This is a genomic window from Bacteroidota bacterium (assembly GCA_018831055.1).
Taxonomy (GTDB): Bacteria; Bacteroidota; Bacteroidia; order Bacteroidales; family B18-G4; genus M55B132.
The window spans coordinates 1-19,901 of record JAHJRE010000100.1; the positions used below are offsets into that span (position 1 = coordinate 1).

Annotated in this window: 11 protein-coding genes; all 11 read right to left on the bottom strand. The window is 43.4% G+C overall.

Annotated elements, in window-relative coordinates:
- Window positions 1–2,741, bottom strand: a 2,741-nt coding sequence (locus KKA81_06225) for an efflux RND transporter permease subunit (protein ID MBU2650511.1), incomplete at its 3' end; no start/stop codon positions are given.
- Window positions 2,742–2,765: 24 nt separating this feature from the next.
- Window positions 2,766–3,797, bottom strand: a complete 1,032-nt coding sequence (locus KKA81_06230) for an efflux RND transporter periplasmic adaptor subunit (protein ID MBU2650512.1) — start codon at window positions 3,795–3,797, stop codon at window positions 2,766–2,768.
- A gap of 52 nt (window positions 3,798–3,849) precedes the next feature.
- Window positions 3,850–5,721: a tyrosine decarboxylase gene (locus tag KKA81_06235; protein MBU2650513.1), complete on the bottom strand. Its 1,872-nt coding sequence runs from the start codon at window positions 5,719–5,721 to the stop codon at window positions 3,850–3,852.
- A 25-nt stretch (window positions 5,722–5,746) separates the two neighbouring features.
- Complete coding sequence (locus tag KKA81_06240; GenBank protein MBU2650514.1) at window positions 5,747–7,156, bottom strand: APC family permease; 1,410 nt, start codon at window positions 7,154–7,156, stop codon at window positions 5,747–5,749.
- Between the two features lie 219 nt (window positions 7,157–7,375).
- A complete protein-coding gene (locus KKA81_06245; GenBank protein ID MBU2650515.1) occupies window positions 7,376–9,058 on the bottom strand; it encodes a hypothetical protein in 1,683 nt (560 codons plus the stop codon).
- The gene (locus KKA81_06250) at window positions 9,058–10,479 is read right to left on the bottom strand and encodes an MBOAT family protein (GenBank protein MBU2650516.1); all 1,422 of its coding nucleotides are present in this window, start codon (window positions 10,477–10,479) and stop codon (window positions 9,058–9,060) included. Before KKA81_06250 ends, KKA81_06245 begins: the two co-directional genes overlap by 1 nt.
- Before the next feature lie 5 nt (window positions 10,480–10,484).
- A complete protein-coding gene (locus tag KKA81_06255; GenBank protein MBU2650517.1) occupies window positions 10,485–11,750 on the bottom strand; it encodes a hypothetical protein in 1,266 nt (421 codons plus the stop codon).
- A 35-nt stretch (window positions 11,751–11,785) separates the two neighbouring features.
- Window positions 11,786–12,208 carry a DUF4440 domain-containing protein gene (locus tag KKA81_06260; GenBank protein ID MBU2650518.1) on the bottom strand — a complete coding sequence of 141 codons (423 nt, stop codon included), beginning with the start codon at window positions 12,206–12,208 and terminating at the stop codon, window positions 11,786–11,788.
- A 70-nt stretch (window positions 12,209–12,278) separates the two neighbouring features.
- Window positions 12,279–14,762, bottom strand: coding sequence for a T9SS type A sorting domain-containing protein (locus KKA81_06265; GenBank protein ID MBU2650519.1), 2,484 nt, complete (start codon window positions 14,760–14,762; stop codon window positions 12,279–12,281).
- An 11-nt stretch (window positions 14,763–14,773) separates the two neighbouring features.
- Window positions 14,774–19,174 carry a T9SS type A sorting domain-containing protein gene (locus KKA81_06270; protein ID MBU2650520.1) on the bottom strand — a complete coding sequence of 1,467 codons (4,401 nt, stop codon included), beginning with the start codon at window positions 19,172–19,174 and terminating at the stop codon, window positions 14,774–14,776.
- Between the two features lie 66 nt (window positions 19,175–19,240).
- Window positions 19,241–19,901: hypothetical protein (locus KKA81_06275; GenBank protein MBU2650521.1), on the bottom strand; the 661-nt coding region annotated here is incomplete at its 5' end.

The window sequence follows — 19,901 nt, forward strand, 5'->3', positions numbered from 1 at the left end:
ACATTTCCGGTGATTACCAGTCCAAGTATTGAACCAAACAGGGTTAGCGGAATGGATATCATGATGATAAGCGGTCTGGCAATTTCCTTAAACTGGAATAACAGGATCAGAAAGATACTTACAAGACTGATGATCAATGCAATGATCATTTGTCCGAACGTTTCATCCTGGTTTTTTTTATCACCACCGTACTCAAGGGTATAACCCGGCATGATCTTCATTGTATCTATTTGAGGTTGTATTCCGGCGAGGATGCCGGAAGCAAGATGTCCGGGCAAAGGTTTGCACCCGGTCGTTAATGCAGGCATTCCGTTTCTTCGCGTAATTTTTCCGGTTTCCCAGGATGGGGTCAGCAGGGCAATTTGCCTCAATGGGATGCTGGTTCTGGTAACCGGTGACTCGATATAAACGTTTCTGATATCATCGAAGTTTTTCCGTAGTGACCGTTTGAGTCTGAAATTGATATCCAGAGCATCATCTCCTTCCCATAATGAGGAAACCGGAGCCCCATGAAGCCCTATAGCCAGATTGGCCGCTATAACTTCGGTGGTAAAGCCCATCTGGATGGCTTCTTCACCACTGACATCTACTTTCAGGTATTGGCTTTTTTCAAAATCCTGACGGATCAGCCTGCTGCCTTCCGTATTCCTGAAAACAGCTTTTATTTGTTCACCCATCCTTTCCAGGTTAGAGATATTATTGCCATATATTCTGACTTCCACCGGGGAAGTTACCGGTACTCCCTGGGCAAATTGCATTACATCCACCTGTGCATCCGGAAGAAAATCCCGAAACAATAATTCATATTTATCGGCCAACTCTTCAGTCGTTTTTACGCTGGTAGTGTTTACCAGGAACATGGCATAACTTTCTTCAGGAAATTCCGGGGTGAAAGAATAGTATACTCTGGGAGCTGATGTACCGCTAAAAGAGGCAAAGGCAGTGATGAGGGAATCCTTTTGCAGCACCTTTTCGATTTTCTGAACATCGTGTAATGTGACAGAAAGTTTGGTTCCCATTGGCTCAAATACCTGTATGATAAACTGGTTTCTCTGGGCATCCGGAAAGAATTGCTGTTTGGGAACTTTCAGCATTAAGACACCAAATACAACCATGGCTATCCCGAGAATGACCGTAAGAGCCTCTCTTCTCATGGCCCAATCAATGCTTCTGTCAAATATCCATTGAATTGCATTGAGCATGGAGAATCCTTTTTTTCTGCTTTGCGTCTGGGGACTTTCCTTAACCAGTCCTTTCCTGATAAAAACATAAGCAAGGAAAGGTGTAAGAAAGAATGCAACAACCAGTGAACAGGTCATTGAAATGGCAACCGTAATAGGTAAAGTTATAAGGAATTCACCGGTTGCGCCGCTCAACATGAAAACCAGGGGCAGGAAAGCCATGATGATAGATAGGGTGGAGGATATCAGCGGAATGGCAAACTCCGTTGCGCTTTGCCACGCTGCATTGAATCGCTTGATACCTTTGTCCAGTTTATCAATATAACTATCGATGACCACAACAGCATTATCGACCACCATGCCCAAAACAACTACCAATGAAGCCAGGGATACCTGCTGAAGCTCATAACCGAAAAGATTTAGAAAGGTAAAGGTCATCCCGATGGAGACGGGAATGGAAATGGAAGCGATCAACGCGATGTGAAAAGGCAGAAGAAGCATGATCACGATGATAACGGCAACAACTGCAATTAAAAACTCACGCATGAAATCATTTACAGCGCTTTGAACCACCTCCGGCTGATTGTTTATGGTATGGAAATGCAAATCCTGAGGCAACAGCTTCTTGTTTTGCTCAAGCACAGCATCTATTTCTTTCCCAAATTTCACAATATTATACCCATCCTGCATCTGAAGTGAGATGAGCATAACTTTGCTGTTATTACCATTTACCCTGATGAGCTGTGTTGTATCCGACTGGATACGATTAACTTCGGCAAGGTCTTTTATTCGTACAACCGATCCTGCAGGTGAGACCCCGATGATCTGTTCCCTGATCTCATCAGGGTTAGAAAGCAATCCGGTTGTGTACAGGTTGATACTTGATTTGCCCGGTTCTATATATCCTGAGTATTGAATTGTATTCTGGGTTTTCAGGATTTCTACAACATCAGACTTGTTTATTTCATAAAGAGCTAATTTTTCCGAATCGAATGCGACTTCAATTTCTTCTTCCTGAAATCCAAGGTGTTCTATCTTCGACAGGGCAGGGAGCATTCGCAGACTATTTTCTATTTGTTCAACATAGTCTTTGATCTCACCGTAAGAATAGTTTTCTGATTCCACTGCAATGAGCAATGCTACCACATCGCCGAAATCGGAGTCTACCAGTGGGCCCAGTACACCTTCCGGAAGGGATAATTTTGATAACTGGAAGAGGCCCTGACCAAGCCTTTCCCAAAAAAGATCAGGATCTTTCACCCAGTCTTCGAGGGTTACGGTTATGTATACTAATCCATCGCGGGTAGTGGAATATGTTTCGTCTTTTTTAACCTCGGAATATGTAAATAGCTTATCTTCAATGGTTTTTGTGACCATTTCCTCAACCTGTTGTGCGGTAGCTCCGGGGTATAGTGCTATTACCAATCCTTGCCTTATGGTGATCTCAGGATCGGAGCGCCTTGGCATGGTTAACAGGGAGTATATTCCTACCGCGAAAATGAGGAATATTGTGACCAATGAAACCTGATTATGCCGGAGTGATGATTGTATGATGTTCATAGTCGGGAATTCTCTGTTTTACAGTCATATAGAGGTTTTAACGGAGGCTCCTTCATACAGTTTGTTTTGGCCCTCGATCACAAGTTCATCTCCTTCACGGATACCGTCGACGATAATAACTTCATTTTCCGAAACGCTACCGGTACGGACGTATCTCTGAGCGGCCCTGCCGTCTTTAATAACATAAACATACGTGTGTCCGGAGGCATCGGATAGGATGGAATATCCCGGTATAGTAATCAGCATGGATGTTTCCCCTGAAGGAATCTGTATGTTTGCGATCATGCCCGGTTTCAGTGTGTAATTATTATTCTGGATCAATGCTTTTACAGGGAATGATCGGGAATAGGGATCTGCCACCTTTCCAATCCTGTTTATTCTTCCTGAAAAAACGCTATCATTCAATGCAGGAACCTTTACGATGACTTCCATATTCATCCTGATTTTATTGATTTCATTTTCAGGAACAGAGGCTTCAGCAAAGACATCCTTGGTGACTATCAGACCAAAAAGAGGCATACCCTGGGGGACTATTTCGCCCGGTTCAATACCTTCCACTGCAATCCAACCGGAAGCCGGTGCAAACAACTTCGTGTCGTTTACCTGCTTTTTCTTGTATTCATAATTGGCCAGTGCCTCATGGTACAAGGCAGTGATCTTATCAAAATCGCTATCGGTCAGGCTTGCCTCCGAATGGAGAGCCTTAAGGCGTGAATATTCCTTCTCAGCCTCAATGTACTGGGCTTTTGCTGCATCAAGGGCAAAGATATAATCCTGCGGATCAATATCCGCAACAGGATCTCCAGCTTCGACAAACTGGTCTTCTACAATATACACTTTTTGTATCTTTCCTGCTACCATAAAACCAAATTTGATTGTTTTAAAGGGCAGGATGTTTCCACTGTAATTATAGATTTCCGGTGTTTGTTTTTCCCTGACAATCTTTGTTTTCACTGTAACAGGGACGGGATCATTGTTTTTGGGACTGTTATCCCTGCATCCTGCAATTATTATTAGTAATAGCCCGGTAAGCAGGATTTTACAAGAATTCTCCATAACTGATTTACGTTGTTTAGGTTCTGTTCCCCAGTTGATTATTATTGATAAGCTAAATGTAGTCTTCGATGATCAGGGCCAGTTTCTCTTTCATACTGTCGATATAATTTTCCCAATAGTTTTCTGCAACAGCACTTTGCATGAAGTAGGGAGTTAAAATACATGCACGCATGACTCTGAGTGCATGGACTTTATCCCATTCGGTTTTTGACATTCCCAGGCGTTCCGCAAGTTTCACAGGTGCATCCTTATAATCATCATAGGTAAATTCTGTATGAGAAGTAATAAAATCATTTTTCAATACCGGTCCGGAAACATAGGAGCTAAGGTTATATAATTCCAGATTGAGTTTGTTCATTTTATCAAGATCGGTGTTTCCCATAACGTTGAAAGCAAAATCGACCATATTAAAATCGGGTTTGACCAATGCCTGGAGCATAACCTTGGTTCCGTTGATATCAAGTATCTCCGATGATTCAATGTGCCTGTAGAATCGTTGGGCGCCTTCGATGCTTGCACCGATCAGCCTTCCGTATCCGGTTATATTCAGTGGAAGTACCTGGTGTGCAACCCATACACTGGCTGCAGTAGCTCCTGCTTTGGATCCTTCCATGATATAACTTCCGAGAAGGGTTGGCAAATCCGTTCCTTTTTCAAATACATATGCAGCAAAAAAGGAAATGGCATCGACCATTCTTTTATCCCGGATCGTTATACCTCCTGCCGAATAGGGTACATAACCCATCTTATGCGGGTCGATCGTTACCGAATTGGTTTTTGATAATGCTTTGAAAGCATTGTAAACATCCTGGCCAGGCCAGTCAATGTCATTTTGATTCAGGATGCCATCCTTGTGCAAACGTGTTTTGAGGTCGTTGTATGGGATGAAATTATATTCTTCATCCAGGAAAATGGATCTGGCATAGCCGCCATAGGCAGCATCCCCATGGACATAAAAAGAAACCCCCTGCTTTTCATATTCATCTCTTAGTTCAATGATCTTGTCCATATAATCAATAGCTCCTTCTTCCGTGCTTCCGATAACGCCAACTACACCAAGCACCGGGATTTTTTGGGCAATCAGTCCATCAATGTTCTTTTTCAGGATATCGATATCCATCCTGAAGTGTTCATCGACTTGTATCTCAATAACGTTATTTAAGCCTATGCCCAGTATGTCGGCTGCTTTCACCCAGGAATAATGCTTTGATTGGGGAACTATCCATTTCCCAAGTTGTCCGGGTATTACGCCTGTGCCCCTGACGGAATGGTTTCTCACTTCATCCCAGTCGTTTTTAACTTTTTCTGAAAGATCAAGGATCTCTTCAATGGTCATATTCGCTAATTCCCAATCCGACTTTCCTTCTAACAGTTCGGGACGTACCTGTTTGACGGCAAAAGGAATGGAGGCAAGATTTCTGGCATACCAGACTGCTTCTATGTTGGCTACACTACCGTCGGTACAGATATGGCCCCAGGCCTTCTTCGTGTCATAGCCCATCAAACGTGCAAAATCCATCCCTACTTCAAGCTCCAATGGAGTCGTCGCAGTCGACGCCTCGTAAGCGACATTGTTCGGGTTGTATAGCATAGCGGTTATGTACCCGATGATGGAAGGCATCAGGATATCGGCATTCATATGGCCAAGATATCTCGGTGAATGCCAGGGCATGGAAGTCATTTTTAATTTTGAGGATAGTTCCTGCAATACCTCCAGCATTCTGTCCTGAGTATGAAGAAATGCATCTCCATGCTGTTCGTTGAGAGAAATAACAGGCTTGTCTTCAGGATGAAAATCACGGCGCCAGTGGATATGTTCATCAATCATGTCCATAACCGTATCCTTAAACAGCTTTGCGTTTTCAGATTTCGGACCCAGGAACAATGCATCGAATGACACCGGTTTGCTTTTTAGATTTTTCATATTTGGTTATATTATAATGTTATTATTATTCATCATTGTCGGAACTCTTCCATTCCGGTTTTCTTCTGGCATAGATTATCAAAGGAATGATAAGGAAAACTGCCAGACCTATAGCCTGGAACAGCACATAAAACAACGGGTTGCCGATCTGAAGGTTAGCCGGTGGGAAGAAGCTCACGATTATAGCAAAAAGCATGGAGATCATACCGAAACTACCTGCAATCCACATACCTGCTTTTCCACCCGGGATGCGGTATGCCCGTTGAACATCCGGATATTTATATCTGAGTTTGATTCCTGAAGCAAACATTAATACATACATTACACCATATAAGATCATTGTCAAGATCAATACCATGAAGAATCCTGCATTTACTGCCGGGACAATAACATAGATCAGAGCCACCAGGGAGACCATTGTAGCCTGAACCAACAAAAAGCGGATAGGTACGCCGTATTGGTTTGTTTTCTGCCACCAGCGGGGCATGAATCCATTCCTGGAAACCTGCAGCATTGCTTTGGAAGGTCCCAGAACCCAGGTGCTTAACTGTCCGAATGCCCCAACAGCTGCCATAAATGCAACAACCGGCAACAACCACATCATTCCGGATTTTGCAAAGAAGTGTTCGAATGTTTGCATGATACCGGCTGCAAGGCTTATTTCACCGGCGGGTTCGGCAATCTCAATGGCAAAAGCTCCGAATACATTCAGGAGGATTAACAGAATTGCTGCGATGAACATTGCCAGCGGGTAATTTCTTTTAACGTTATTTACTTCATTGGCATGAACGGAAGAAACCTCAACGCCCGCGTAAATAAATATTATACCGATGAAAAATGAGAGATTATTCAGTTTGCTGAAATCCGGTATGGCTTTGCTCCAGGAAAACTCCGGAAGGGATACCGGATTGTTGCCCATATAAAAAGCCATGCCGAAGCCCAAAATAAGGATAAACGGGATTAAAACCCCCACAATAAATCCGACAGAGCTTATCAGACTGGCGAACTTCATGCCTTTTAAGTTTGATATTGTCACTATCCAGTACATGATTATGATGACTGCGGCGATGTATAGATTGTTCTGGGCCAGAGAAGGTTCGAAAATGTAAGCGATCATTGCTGCAATGAAAGATCCTATCATCACCATTCCGAAGAACATCTGAACCCAAAGCATCCAGGCCGCAACAAAGGCGGCTTTTTCCCCAAAAGCTAACCTGATCCACTCGTATACACCCCCTGCCTTTGGCCACCCTGTCGCGAGCTCAGCAGAAATTAATGCCGCAGGAATAAGAAACAGTATGGCAGATAGGATCATATAAAATACCTGTTGCCATCCGGTTTCTGCAAGCATGGGAAGATTCCGGATGCTCATAATGAAAGCCAGCGTGATCATCACAAGTTTAAACAGGCTTAATTGTGCATTTTTTTGTTGCATATACTCTGGAAATTAAGTAGTTATTATAATTTCAGGTAATCGAAATATATTGCGTTTGTAATATATTACTCGCTTATACCCTGAAAATCCTGTAAGGTTTAAATAATCAGTAAGGGAAACTACGTAAATAGCATATCCCTGATTTTGGGATTGCAATAGAAAAAACCACGAAATATTCGAGTGAATTGATAAAAAGTCTACTGAACAATATCTCTGATATCAATGATGGCTAATCGCCCAAAGTTTTTCTGCCATGCACCGTATCATTTCATACTCTGTCATGTTATCTTCAATAGCCATTTGTCGTATTTTGGCCATCTCCACACTATCTGCCCTTATTTCCGCTTCTGCATTTTCAATGAAATAATACCTTCGGGCAATTTCAGGGTATTCTTTCTCCAGCATAAACCGCGCATCTTCATGGATCATTTCATCGAGGCTCAAACCTCTTTCTTCGGCTTTTTTGCGTATATCTCCCAGCCAATTCTGGTCACTTTTTATGAGTTCCTCATAATAAGCCGGCCCTTCAATGGCAAGATAGGAGGAAAGGTCGTAGGTCCTCATCATATACAAAGCATCCAGTGTGATCATTTCTTCCAGAGAGAGGCCGTTTAGCTGAGCTTTCCTGATTACATCGGCAAACCATTGGTTGTCGCGGGTTATATCAATCCTGCGATCATGAATTTTGTCGTAATCCGTTGTGCACCCGTACAGTTTGTAAAGGTCGTTGATAAATCCCCAGTCGAATTTAAAAAGGAACCTTTCTGTTACCATTAGCAGGATGACATCCTGCTTTTCAATTTCTTCCCGGATGTTGATGTCTTTTATCCATATTTCTTCCTGGTAATAATCGGGGTAAACCCTTGCATAGAAATACCAGAATGCTTCGTTGGCGAATAGATTCCTGGGAAGACGGGTGTTAAAGATATTCCAGTAATAACTGTCGCCAACAACCAGCACCATCGGTCTGGTTTTTCCTGCTGTATCGCCGAAAGCCATTTGGGGATATGCCATTTCCTTCATGGGGGGATCCCAGAGTAGATTCATGGTTTTGCTGACATCGTTGTCGGTGGATTGGGGCCGGCGACTGATGACTATAGAATCGATTTTCATCTCCGGCATGTCGATATTCCTGAGTTTTTCAATGTATTTAACAATGGTGTCGCCCATTATTACCGATGAAAAGGCGCTCCAATGAATACCGTTACGTGTATATACCGGAAAACGCTTTGTAAGCGGGATCAGATCTTCTACGCGTGAAATATGCTGAGGGATTTCTCCGGATGGAAAAAGATTTTTTAACTGCAGAGAATAATGATTCAGATCAATCAGATTCAGGCCGTATTGCTTTGCGGCGTCCCGGTATGCTTCATAATTAGATATGCTTTTAGCTGATGTGTCGATCTCTTCAGGAAGAAATTCAGGAAAATACCTGGTCTTGCTGGGTTCAAGAACCAGAATGAGATCAATATTGAATTCCGCTTTCAGATGGTCCTGCAGGAATTTCATCCTGCGTATGTTTTTGGAAATAAAGGAATCGCCCATGAAATCCCTGCCCAGGTAAGCGCGGATATAATCATTTTCATAGAGATAACCTTCTCTACCGATGCTTACCCCTTCTGCGTTAGCCTTTCTGAACAGGCTGTAATCAAGCTGGTTGTTAATGCGGACAAGCAAGGGGCGCAGTCCAAGGTTTTGCTCAAGGTAATCATCATAACGATCCTGGAAAATACCGCTTTCCCAATCGCTCCACGACCATTCCGGCTTCCCCGGAACGACAAAATCACCATCGAGAGGTTTAATGGAGATGAAGCCGGTAGCTTTCTGCAGAGCTGGCAGGCACAGGATCAACAGGACAAGAATGAAAAGTATATTTTTAGTAATTCTTTCCATGAACTTCATCAGAACCTGAAATAAATGAATGGATTAAATCCTGACGAGGTGATGGAAGCAACACAAATCACCAGGAATATCACAGAGAAGGCAACCATCAGGTATATCGTTGAGTTTTTCTGTTTTTCTCCCAGTATCTTTTCCTGCCAGCGTTCTATGGCCGGGATCCCTCCCCAGAGGGAGAAGAATGCCCCGATGATCAGAATGGAATAAAATTTTTGATCGAGATGAATATCTCCCCAGCCTCCTTCAAAGGAAAACATTTTCAGAAGGTAATGCCAGGCAGCGGAGATGTTTTCCGCCCGGAAAAACACCCAGCTTACCAAAACGATCAGATAATTGATCAGGATGCTTGGGACCTTGCCAATAGCTTTGTAAAATTTTAGCAGGAAAAGACGGTCGGCGATCAGGAAGAAGCCATGGAATGCTCCCCAGAACACAAAGTTCCATGCAGCTCCATGCCAGAATCCTGAGATCAGAAATACCACCCAAAGATTGAAATACATTCTGCCCGGGGAGACTCTGTTGCCTCCCAAAGGTATGTACAGGTAGTCTCTCATAAAGCGTCCGAGCGACATATGCCAGCGCCTCCAGAACTCCGAAATACTCTGGGAAATATACGGATTGTTGAAGTTTTCAGGAAAACGGAACCCTATCATTCTGCCGATGCCTATGGCCATATCCGAGTAGCCTGAAAAATCAAAATAAATCTGGAAAGAATAAGCAATGACTCCCATCCAGGCTGAATAGGACGTTAATTCCGAATCTCCCAGGGCAAATATCCGGTCGGCTTCTTCACCCAGAACGTTTGCGATCAATACTTTTTTGGATAATCCTATGATGAACCGGAAAAACCCTGTTAACCTGTTATCTATGTTTTCATTGGCACTGCGATCCACGAGCTGGTCGGCAATCTCGTTGTACCGGACAATAGGGCCGGCGATCAACTGCGGGAACATAAGTATGTACAGGGCATAATCCGTAACCCTTTTCAGAGGTTCATGGACTTTCTTATATACATCAACCGAATAGGTTAGTTTCTGGAAAGTGAAAAATGAGATACCTATGGGCAGGGCTACCCTTACCCACCCCATAGGCGAAAAGCCCAGTGCCCCCAGAAGGGTATTGAAATTGTCGACAAAAAAATTCGCATACTTAAAATACAGGAGCAATCCGATATTGAGCATGATGGAAGAGGCAAGCAGCCATCGCTTGTTCCTTCCTGTCGTTAAAGGGATATATTTCACGATGTAGAAATCAGCAACGATAGAACCCAATACGATAAAAATAAAATCAGGTGCTCCCCATGCATAGAAAAAGATACTCGCCAGCAAGGCAAAAATGTTTTTCAGCTTTTTCCCCAATAGGTAATATATGATCAGGAATACGGGAAAAAAGTAAAGAAGGAATAAACTGCTGCTAAATACCATAATGATTACTTATTTGCATTTTTAACAAGCCAGAGTGCATCCAGCCATAGCATATCTTCAAGAGATATCCCTCTCTCCGTTGCTTTCTTTTCAATTTCTGCCAGCCATTCAGGCGCATTTCTTATTCTTTCGATATTTTTTGCGATCTGATCGCTGTATTTAACCGCGTAAAATACATCCTCGTAAAACCCGTTGGCCATTTTTGGCAGATTTGCTTCTGTATAAAGGGTCATTACTACATCATACTCTTTCAGCTTTTCCGGTAAATGAGCCTTGTCAAGTACAGGAGGGACCCCGTCCTCCAAATGAAAGGCCTGGCTGTAATAATACCAGAAATCACACCCGGAAAACACCCTCTTTGCATGCCCCTGCCCAAGGATTTGCCAAAAGAAGCTGTCGGCAATAACCAGGATCTTTGGTTTGTATTTGCCCTCTTCATTATACCGGAACCGGGGATAAGCCATTTCATCACAGGGTAATTTACACAACAGGTTCATACCATCGGCAATATCATAATCGTCGTATCTTAAATCATCGGTTATCACAACCTCCTGCCAGTCAAAATCCGTAATATCTTTGTTGAGGAGTGATTCAATCCTCCTTATCAACGTATCAATGGCCAACCCAACACCATAGGTGCTCCAGTGGATCCCATAACGGGGATACAATATATATTTTGAGGTGTCTTTCCAATTCAGGAACAATGCATTGAAATCAATGATCTCTACGGAATCAGTGGAGAGTTTTTCTGTGTAATAGCCATAATTGGTGTATCCTGCAGGATGAATAGTGTCGTATGGTGATGGAAAATATTCGGGATAGAACCGTCCCTTACCCGGAGCAAAGGCACAAATCAAAACCGTACCTTGTTCTTTCAACCATTGGCTTGTAAACTCAATCTGCTTTATTTTTTCATCCAGTATTTCCTGTCCCAGGAAATCCATCCCCAGGTATCCCCTGATATAGTTCAGTTCATAAAGGTAACCTTCCTTACCCACGGTAACTCCCTGGGCATTGATCTGATTGAACAGACTGTAATCTATTTGATTATTTAGTCTGACCAGGAAATTCCTGAAGCCTATATGATCTTCAAGATACTTGTCGTACTTATCCTGATAATCGCCGCTCCACCAGCCGGAAAATGAGAATTCGGGTTTCTCGCTGTTCACGACTGCCCCTTTAAGAGATCTTTCAGGGATATGGAAGAGTTCTTTTTGCAAGCCAGGAAGGACAAGCAAAATAATGATCAACAGAAAAAGTGCCTTTTTCATATGGTCCCGGTGAAATTATTCAGCAAGGATGCAGGTCATTCTTTTGTCTGATAGGGGGTGGAATCAAAGGGCAGTTCCGGGAACAAGGATGAATGATGATCCAGTATCACCCAACATTTTGCATCTTTCATAAATACAAAACTGTAACGGGCCGGAACATGAATGGTTTTTCCATTTTCTTTCCAGGAAAAAATATATTGACCCGTATTAATGGCTACTTCGCCGAAATCCCGGAGCAATTCATCGGTAAATTCTACCTTGATCCCTTCTTTAGCAGCAAAACCAACAAAATATTCCAGGATGGAACCGGTTTCATCCCTTCTTTCTCTTGATAATGTGCCCCAAAGCACAGCGCTTTCGTGATAAAGTGATGTTACTGCATCCGCATTTCCGCTTTCCAGCGCCGCTTTCCATACCTCAGTAGCTTCATCAATGTTTTTAATACAAAAATCACCCATAATTTGTAAGTTTGGATATGAGAGGCAAATTTAACCTTTTGAGTGAAATTAATAAGGGAGGGATTAATAATTATTGTTTTACGATTTTCCTTATCTGCCTGGCACCGTTTCCTGATATCAGCATGTAATACATTCCGGGACTCAGGTTTGATAGTGAGAGGAAATATTTTCCCGATGGCAGTTCCCAGTAAGCCATTGTTTTTCCTGTTACGTCAAACAACCTGATTTGGGTAGAACTGTTGTATGCCGATGGTATTATAACCTGCATGTTTTCACTGAATGGATTGGGATATATCTTCACTTCATAAGCAGAATTGATTTCCGTTATATCTTCATAACTGCTTGTAAACATGAATATACGAGTATCACTGATCCCCTGTTTATCGGTTACCCTTATGGGCAATTCCATGTTTCGATATACTTCCGTTGGTATTCCTTCCAGGATGCCCTGATCGCTTAGGGTAAGGTTTAGTGGTAAAGGTTTGGGTTTATATGTAAAACACAGGTCGTTCCCATTCTGAAAAGCCGGATTCAGATAGGATGACACCAGGTTTGTCTCATCCCCTGCGGATATACCGGTATATCCATGGTGTTTTGTCATGCCGGTGGAATACTTCAGGTGGGTCTTGATCGTACCTGAATCATTCAGATATACAGAAAACTCCAGAAGACTTGTGTCAGAATAATAGACATTGGATACCTTCCAGAATATTTGTGCCTCCTTGTTATTCTTTTCCAGGAAGATACCTTCCGTGTCATGATAAATTCCATGGTTTCTTTCTGGTCTGGGTGCTACTCCGTTAATCTTTTTCAATAGAAGTTCGTGGTCGTACTCATATGGCCATGGAAGATCCTGATCCTCAAAAAGAATGAACCCGTCGACATGGATGTACAGGGTATCATAAAACTTACCGTAAAATGGAAAACTAAAATCCAGAGGGATCTTCGTTTTTCCATCATTCGGAAATTCCGGTGTAATATTTATCCCGCCTGCCGCCGGGTATTGAACCTCAGAAATTCCGTGTGAATATTGCTGTAACATATCCCATTCAAAGGGAGGAATTCCTCCGGTAACTGAAAAGGCATGTTGATAAGGTTCGCCAACAAGAGCTACAGGCAGGGATACATCTGTGATTTCCGGTTGGTCGAATAATGGGATATGGTCTAATGGTAATACGGTTAATGTATCATTTAGGATATTAACCGGACAGCTGGAGCATGCTGTTTCCAGGATTCCATTTTCATAGTAACTGATTACTGAAAATGCATATATTTCGCCCTGTCCGGTATGAGTGGGGTCTTCTTCATCAACACACAGGAAAAACCGCTTAGGTTCGCCGGGATTGATGTATGATAACAGAGGGGTAACATCAAGTCCGAATTCGATGATCTGGTTACTAAACTGAGTATTCCCTCCCTGCATATATTGATTTCCTCCCTGATAATTAAACACCGGGAACCCCAGAATATGCTCAGGATTTTCCGCTTGCTGATCTGATGATACTCCAGCCAGCACCCTGATTTTTTCTCTTGAATTATGTTTAAGGGTGATTTTGAAGGTTAGTCGCGGGGTATAATCTTTTTTAGCGCTGATCACATGCACTGCATGATTCCATATTCCTCCGTCGCGGAAACTTTCGGCCAGGGTTTTGTACATCATGTAACAAAATCCGCTGTCGGCAAAAGATGTTCCTCCAAAAAAGCCATCGGCAAACAATAAGCCTCCGATTTCCATGTCCTTCATATCAATAATACCGTCGTTATTGATATCCTGATCATTGGTGTATTTTCCATCGAAATTGTAATCCCATCGTATGGAGTCATTGTAACCGGCAATGGTCATGGCATGGGTAGGAGGGCCTCCCCAGTCGGCAATCACATGCTTACCGGCTTCGGGAGTGCCCGCCGGCAGCGTTTTCAGATTCCATGGGCTGCAGGCATAAAAACATGCCACCCCGCCAATACTGTCGCCTTCCAGGTGATTATGCAGGTAGTGCTTAAGCGTATTCAGCCCTTCTATCGTGTTAACACGGATCTGATACATTTCCTCCGCACGGTTGTGCATACCGTGGTAATATTTGTCATACCCCGATATCCAGAATTCAGGAGAAGCTGATATGCCATCGTAATCGATGATATTCATGCATCCGAGGGTTTTCAGGATCTCTACGCTGTGGTGATAGGAAACGCCCGTCCATCCATTACCTCCGTTCATGAAATTAAAGGTAAAATGAGAAGGATATTGGTTTTCCGGATCATGGGAGGAAAGATTACGCAAACGATTGATTTCATATGCAAAGGCATAGCTTACGGACGATAATTGCCCGCATTCCGGGCCAACCTGCTCAACAATGCTGCGGAAATATCTGTTGTGACCATTGTTAACAGCGAAAGGTAGTTCTGTCCTGAGCATGGCATCAGGAATAGAAAGTACCGGCAGGTTCATCAGAAGCAGGGAATCTGCTCTGTTTAAAATGCTTTCCTGCGAACAGAGTGATAATGCCCTCCCGATAATCAAAATGCATAAAATCATTTTAATGATGCGACCTTCCATATGCATAGCGTTTAGTCGGGGATAATGATTAGCTTCTGCGAGAGTATTTTATCTCCCAGTTCGAGGATACAGAAGTAAATGCCATGGTTGACCGTTTTTCCTGTTTCATCCTTTAAATCCCAGGAACAGGCATGCAGTCCCGGGTCCAATGGAAGTTGATTGATGAGCATGTTGACCAATTTTCCTGAAACATCATAGACTTTCAGGCTTACTGTCTCTCTGGCTTCCTGTGTCCATGTTATTTGAACCAGGTCGTTGGCCGGGTTGGGATATACGGTAAAGCCGCCGGCAAGCCCCGGTTCTGGAATAAAAATAGCATGATCAACGGTAAGGTAAACAGGTATGATGCGAGTATTCTGAAATTGTTCCTGGAAAATCAGTTGAGCATAGTAATCCCCGTCGGGAAGGCCAAAAGTGGTAATGCTGAATTTTTTCTCCTCCATACTGTTCCCTGGTATGGAGCCATTTACTCCATCAACATGGATCCAGTCGAGATCCTGTCCGAGGTTGATGATGTTTATGGTGCCAAAGATTTCATGCGGATCGTTTCCATAAATATCTCCTTTGACGATGTAAGGGAGTTCGATGGCAGATGTCATCTCGGGCAGCACCACAATAGTTATGTTTGCGGTAGCGGTTTCTCCGCCTTTCAATACTCCCCACCCTGAACCGTCATCACCATGCCAGGTAACCGTGCATCCATATCCCATGCTTCCGTCGTAGATCAGGTCACCGGCAGATCCTCCCGTAAAATGGGTGGCGCTTACCACTCCAATCATGGATGGAAAACTTAGTTCTATATCCCTTACCCATTCATCGTCGTCGCTGGTATTGTATACAGTCAGGGTGAGTGTTTTCTGGCTGCCGGTATACAAAGCTTTAATGTTGCACATTAGGTTGGAGGCGTATATGTTGCGTGATGCCTGGCTGGCGCTTGTATCCGGATTGTAGGATATGAGTATTTCGTATTGATGCACCCCCGGCTGGGAATTGGTAATGTAAAGCGTATCTTCGTCTCCCTGCTCAGGAAGCATTAGTTTATGAACGCTTTCCGGTTCGTATAGAAGCGTGTTGATGATGTCTGTGGAAGATGGAAGCGAAACATAGTCGATCCAGGCGCAATCATAACCTCGACTTACTGTGCTGTCTTTCGTGTATCTCCATTCCAGACGGTGATATCCGGTTTCGACCTGAAATTCTTCCTGTGTCCATTCCGTTTCACCATCCCATCGGGCCTGTTCTATTCCATCGATCAGGAAAGCCAGATAATCAAAATTGTCATTGTTTTCGTCATCTTCACAGCTTACCCGTTTGAAAAAACTGACTTCACCTTCTTCAAATACTTGTATGTCAAGGATAAGCGATGACATCATGTTGTGTGTTATTCGTCCAGATCTGGCACTGAAAAGCCCTTCATACGGGAAAAAGTCTTCCATGACCCAATCTTCCTGGTGTTCAAAACCCCAGGCGAACGTGGTGAACCCTCCTGATTCAAAATCTTCTATGGTAAGACCAATCATCAGATTGAAACTATCGATTGCCGTATATCCCCGGTTTGCCGAAAACAAAGTCTGGAAATCAATCATATGACCTATATTGGCACTTTCTGCTACAATTACATGATAATTTCCATAAAATCCCGAATCGGGCAAAAGCAACGGAACCGTATCAAAAGCTTTAATGATTTCTATAGCTGGATCATCGCTGGATAGTTCAGAGATCAGTGCTGTGACAAGGGAACTGCCGTTGTTTCGTATTCCCAGTATCATTTCTGCAGTATCTCCGGGATCGAGCCGTCCGTTATTGTCGGCGATGATGATTTCTTCCACGTTAAGCAAGGGAGCGTGGGCATCATATGTAATGACGTTTTGCCAGCTTTGCCGGTTTCCGATGATCTCGGTGTTGATTTGCACTGTGTGACCATCGGGGATGGAGGGAGATGTGATAAAACGGAAAGCATCATCGAAACGCTTTACAATTCCAGGAATCAAGGTTCCCAGGTATTCTGTGGAATCTGTAAGCTCAATATACGGATCGTTGGAAGAAATGATCATGTTGGCATCCTGGATCGTGTCGGATTCAATATTTAAAATATCAACTGAGATGCTCGCAGTATCACTGTAATCAAGAATATTATCCCCACCGGCAAACAGACTGTCAAGGACGATGATACCGGTTGTTGAAAAGGTAAGCGTTTTGTAATTGTTTATGAAATTATTGTCTTCCACCCTGAATTTTAATTCAGTTGCATTGTATGGAGTGGTCACGATCCCGGAAAGGAGGCCCTCTTCCGAAAGGCTTAAGCCCTCCGGATGTATGTAAGGAGTGAGGATGATCCTGTCTCCAGAATTGGGTATCCCATCGTTATAATTGGAGCAGAGTTGATAATGCTCATCGTTGCCGTCGGCTATACCGGGAATCCAGAAGAGATTGCTTTCTGCAGTGATATTACCATAAAAATACTGGATCTTTCCGTCAGGAAAGAGCTTAACAGCTACATTAACTTCTTTGCTGTCATCATCTTCCAGATGGCATTTCCAACGGAAAGTGGCTGATTGGGAATCCCCCTCGTACCAGATACCGTCACCCAGTGAAGTGTAAATTTTTAGTTCCTCGGTCATAAACGGAGAAATATGCCGGGTACGGGTAAACAACACCATATCGTCGTTGAAGTAAGGATAGGGATAAAGTTGTTCGTCGAACATCAGGTAACCATCTACATGGACGGTAATTCTTGAATAGGCACTGTCGTAGAAGGGAAAACTGAAATCAATATCTCTGCTTACAAAGCCGCTTGTGTTATTACTGGGGTTGAGTTTTACCTGATTGATCATGGGGAAAGCACCTGCTCCTGTCTGCTCATCATAAGTCTTATCCAGGAACCAGCGATAAGGAGCTTCTCCTCCTGTAGCGATCATCTGGCAATAGTATGGTTGGCCTATTTGTACCGGAGGAAGGACGGTATTGCTGACCTGCACTTTATCGAAGGTTACCGGAGTTGTGATGGCGAGGTAAATTTTTCCGTTATTGACAAGGGGTACATTGTTTTGCTGGCAAGGAATTTCAACTGCGCTTCCACTGGTATAGTCCATAAGGGAATAAGATACGATCTCACCGCTACCCTGGCTGTAAGGGTCGTTTTCCTGCACCTGCAGGAAGAATTTAGCAGTATCTCCGCTGTTGATGTAACTGAGAAGCGAAGTGATATCCAGTCCGAATTCGATGGTCTTATTCTCCTCAACAGAATTACCCCCCTGCATATACATGCAGGCTCCCTGATAGTCGAACATGGGAAACTCCAGCAAGATTTCAGGAAAACTTTGAATAATGTCAGTATTTAATCCTGCCCTTACCTTTATCTGTTCACGACAATCGTGTTTCAGTGTGACTTTCATTGTCAATTGAGGATTGCAGTTCTGCTTTGCATCAAGCACATGTACGCAATGGTTCCATATCCCTCCTGAACCCAGTTTATCGGCAACGGTTTTATACATCATATAGGCAAAACCCTGGTTGCCCCAGTTGGGCACTCCTCCGTAACTGTTGGCCATCTTGAATCCCCCGATCTCCCAGTCTTTCATATTTACCGTGCCATCGTTGTTTATGTCGATGTGATTGGTATACTGTCCGTCTCCATTGTAGTCATACCTTATCGAGTCGTTGTATCCTACGATGGTCATAGCGTGGTTGGGGCTGCCTCCAAAGCTGATGATGACCCATTTGCCTGCTTCAGGCGTTCCGGCCGGTAACTGGGCTTGTGGCGACATGTATTGTGCATAGAAGCTTGCAACACCTCCCACAGGTGATCCTTCAAGATGATCGTATAACCAGTGCTTAAGTGTTTCCAAACCGTCGGGGTCACCTACATAAATCTGATATGCATTGTTGATACGGTTATGCATACCATTATAATATTCATTGTATCCCGACATCCATCTTTGCTCCCCTCCGTACGCAAGAGTCCCGCCATAATCGGTCACATTTGGCATACCGTATTTCTTCAGGAGGCGGAAGCTATGCAGATAACTTACTCCATAATAACCATAGCCGCTGTTCCACCAGTTCCAGGAAAAATGCGTCGGGTATTGGTTATCAGGAATATTGGCGGGCAAACTCCTTACCCGGTCAACTTCGTAAGTAAAATTATATGCTATACCGCTGGCCTGTCCGCAACAATACCCTGATTGGTTAAAAACCGGCCTGAAATAAGGTTGGGTGGAATTATCCACTGACGATGGTAACGACATGGAACGGTATCGTTCCGGTAAACTAAGTTCCGGGAGTGACATCAATTGCTTCTCTTCCCACTGCGAAAGAGCTGGAAGATTGTTTCCTGTCAGACATGTTTCGTTTTGGGCGATAGTGCTTGAAAAGATCGCCACCAAAATGGCAGTAATGAATAGTCGGGTCATACCTAAGGTTTTGCTGTAAAAATATAGAATTATTTACAAGACCCGACAAACAAAGCCCCGGTTGCATCAATAAAATATCACCTCAGCACCGGGATGGGTTTCCTTGAATTTATCCACTTTTTTTTGGCTAAGCTTCGTATTGAAACATTCTATATGCTTAAGTCGTGAATTTTCTTCTATGCCTTTGAAGCTTTTAACTCTTGTGTTAAAGAAGGAAATCGAGCTGAGATTCTTCATCCCGGCAAGTGCGGAGAGATCCTTGATCATGGTTCCCGAAACATTTAGCGTCTCCAGCAATACCAGCCTGCTGATAGCGGAAAAATCGTCAATTGGTATGTTCTTAAGATTCAGATATGTAATCCTGTCTGTTCCCGAAATGGCATCCAGGTTAGTTATTGGATTATCCGAAATATCCAGGAAGGAAAGCTGATTCAACCCTCTGAGGGGTTCAATATCGCTAATTCTTACACCTCCTGCTTTTAGTATTTTCAGCCGGTAAAGGTTTCTCAAAGGAGCAAGGCTTTTTATTCCCGATAGGTTGCTGATGTCTATTTCCTTGAGATTGCTGATATTATGAAGATCTTCGCGACTTGGTTTTCCGGAAAATGCCACATATTTCCTGAATACATCCTGCCAGACTTCATCAAGCTGCTTCCACCAGTTCTGCAGGGTTTCTGTCTGGAAAATAATCAGAGCATCCGGGTGATACTCATAAAATTGCATTACC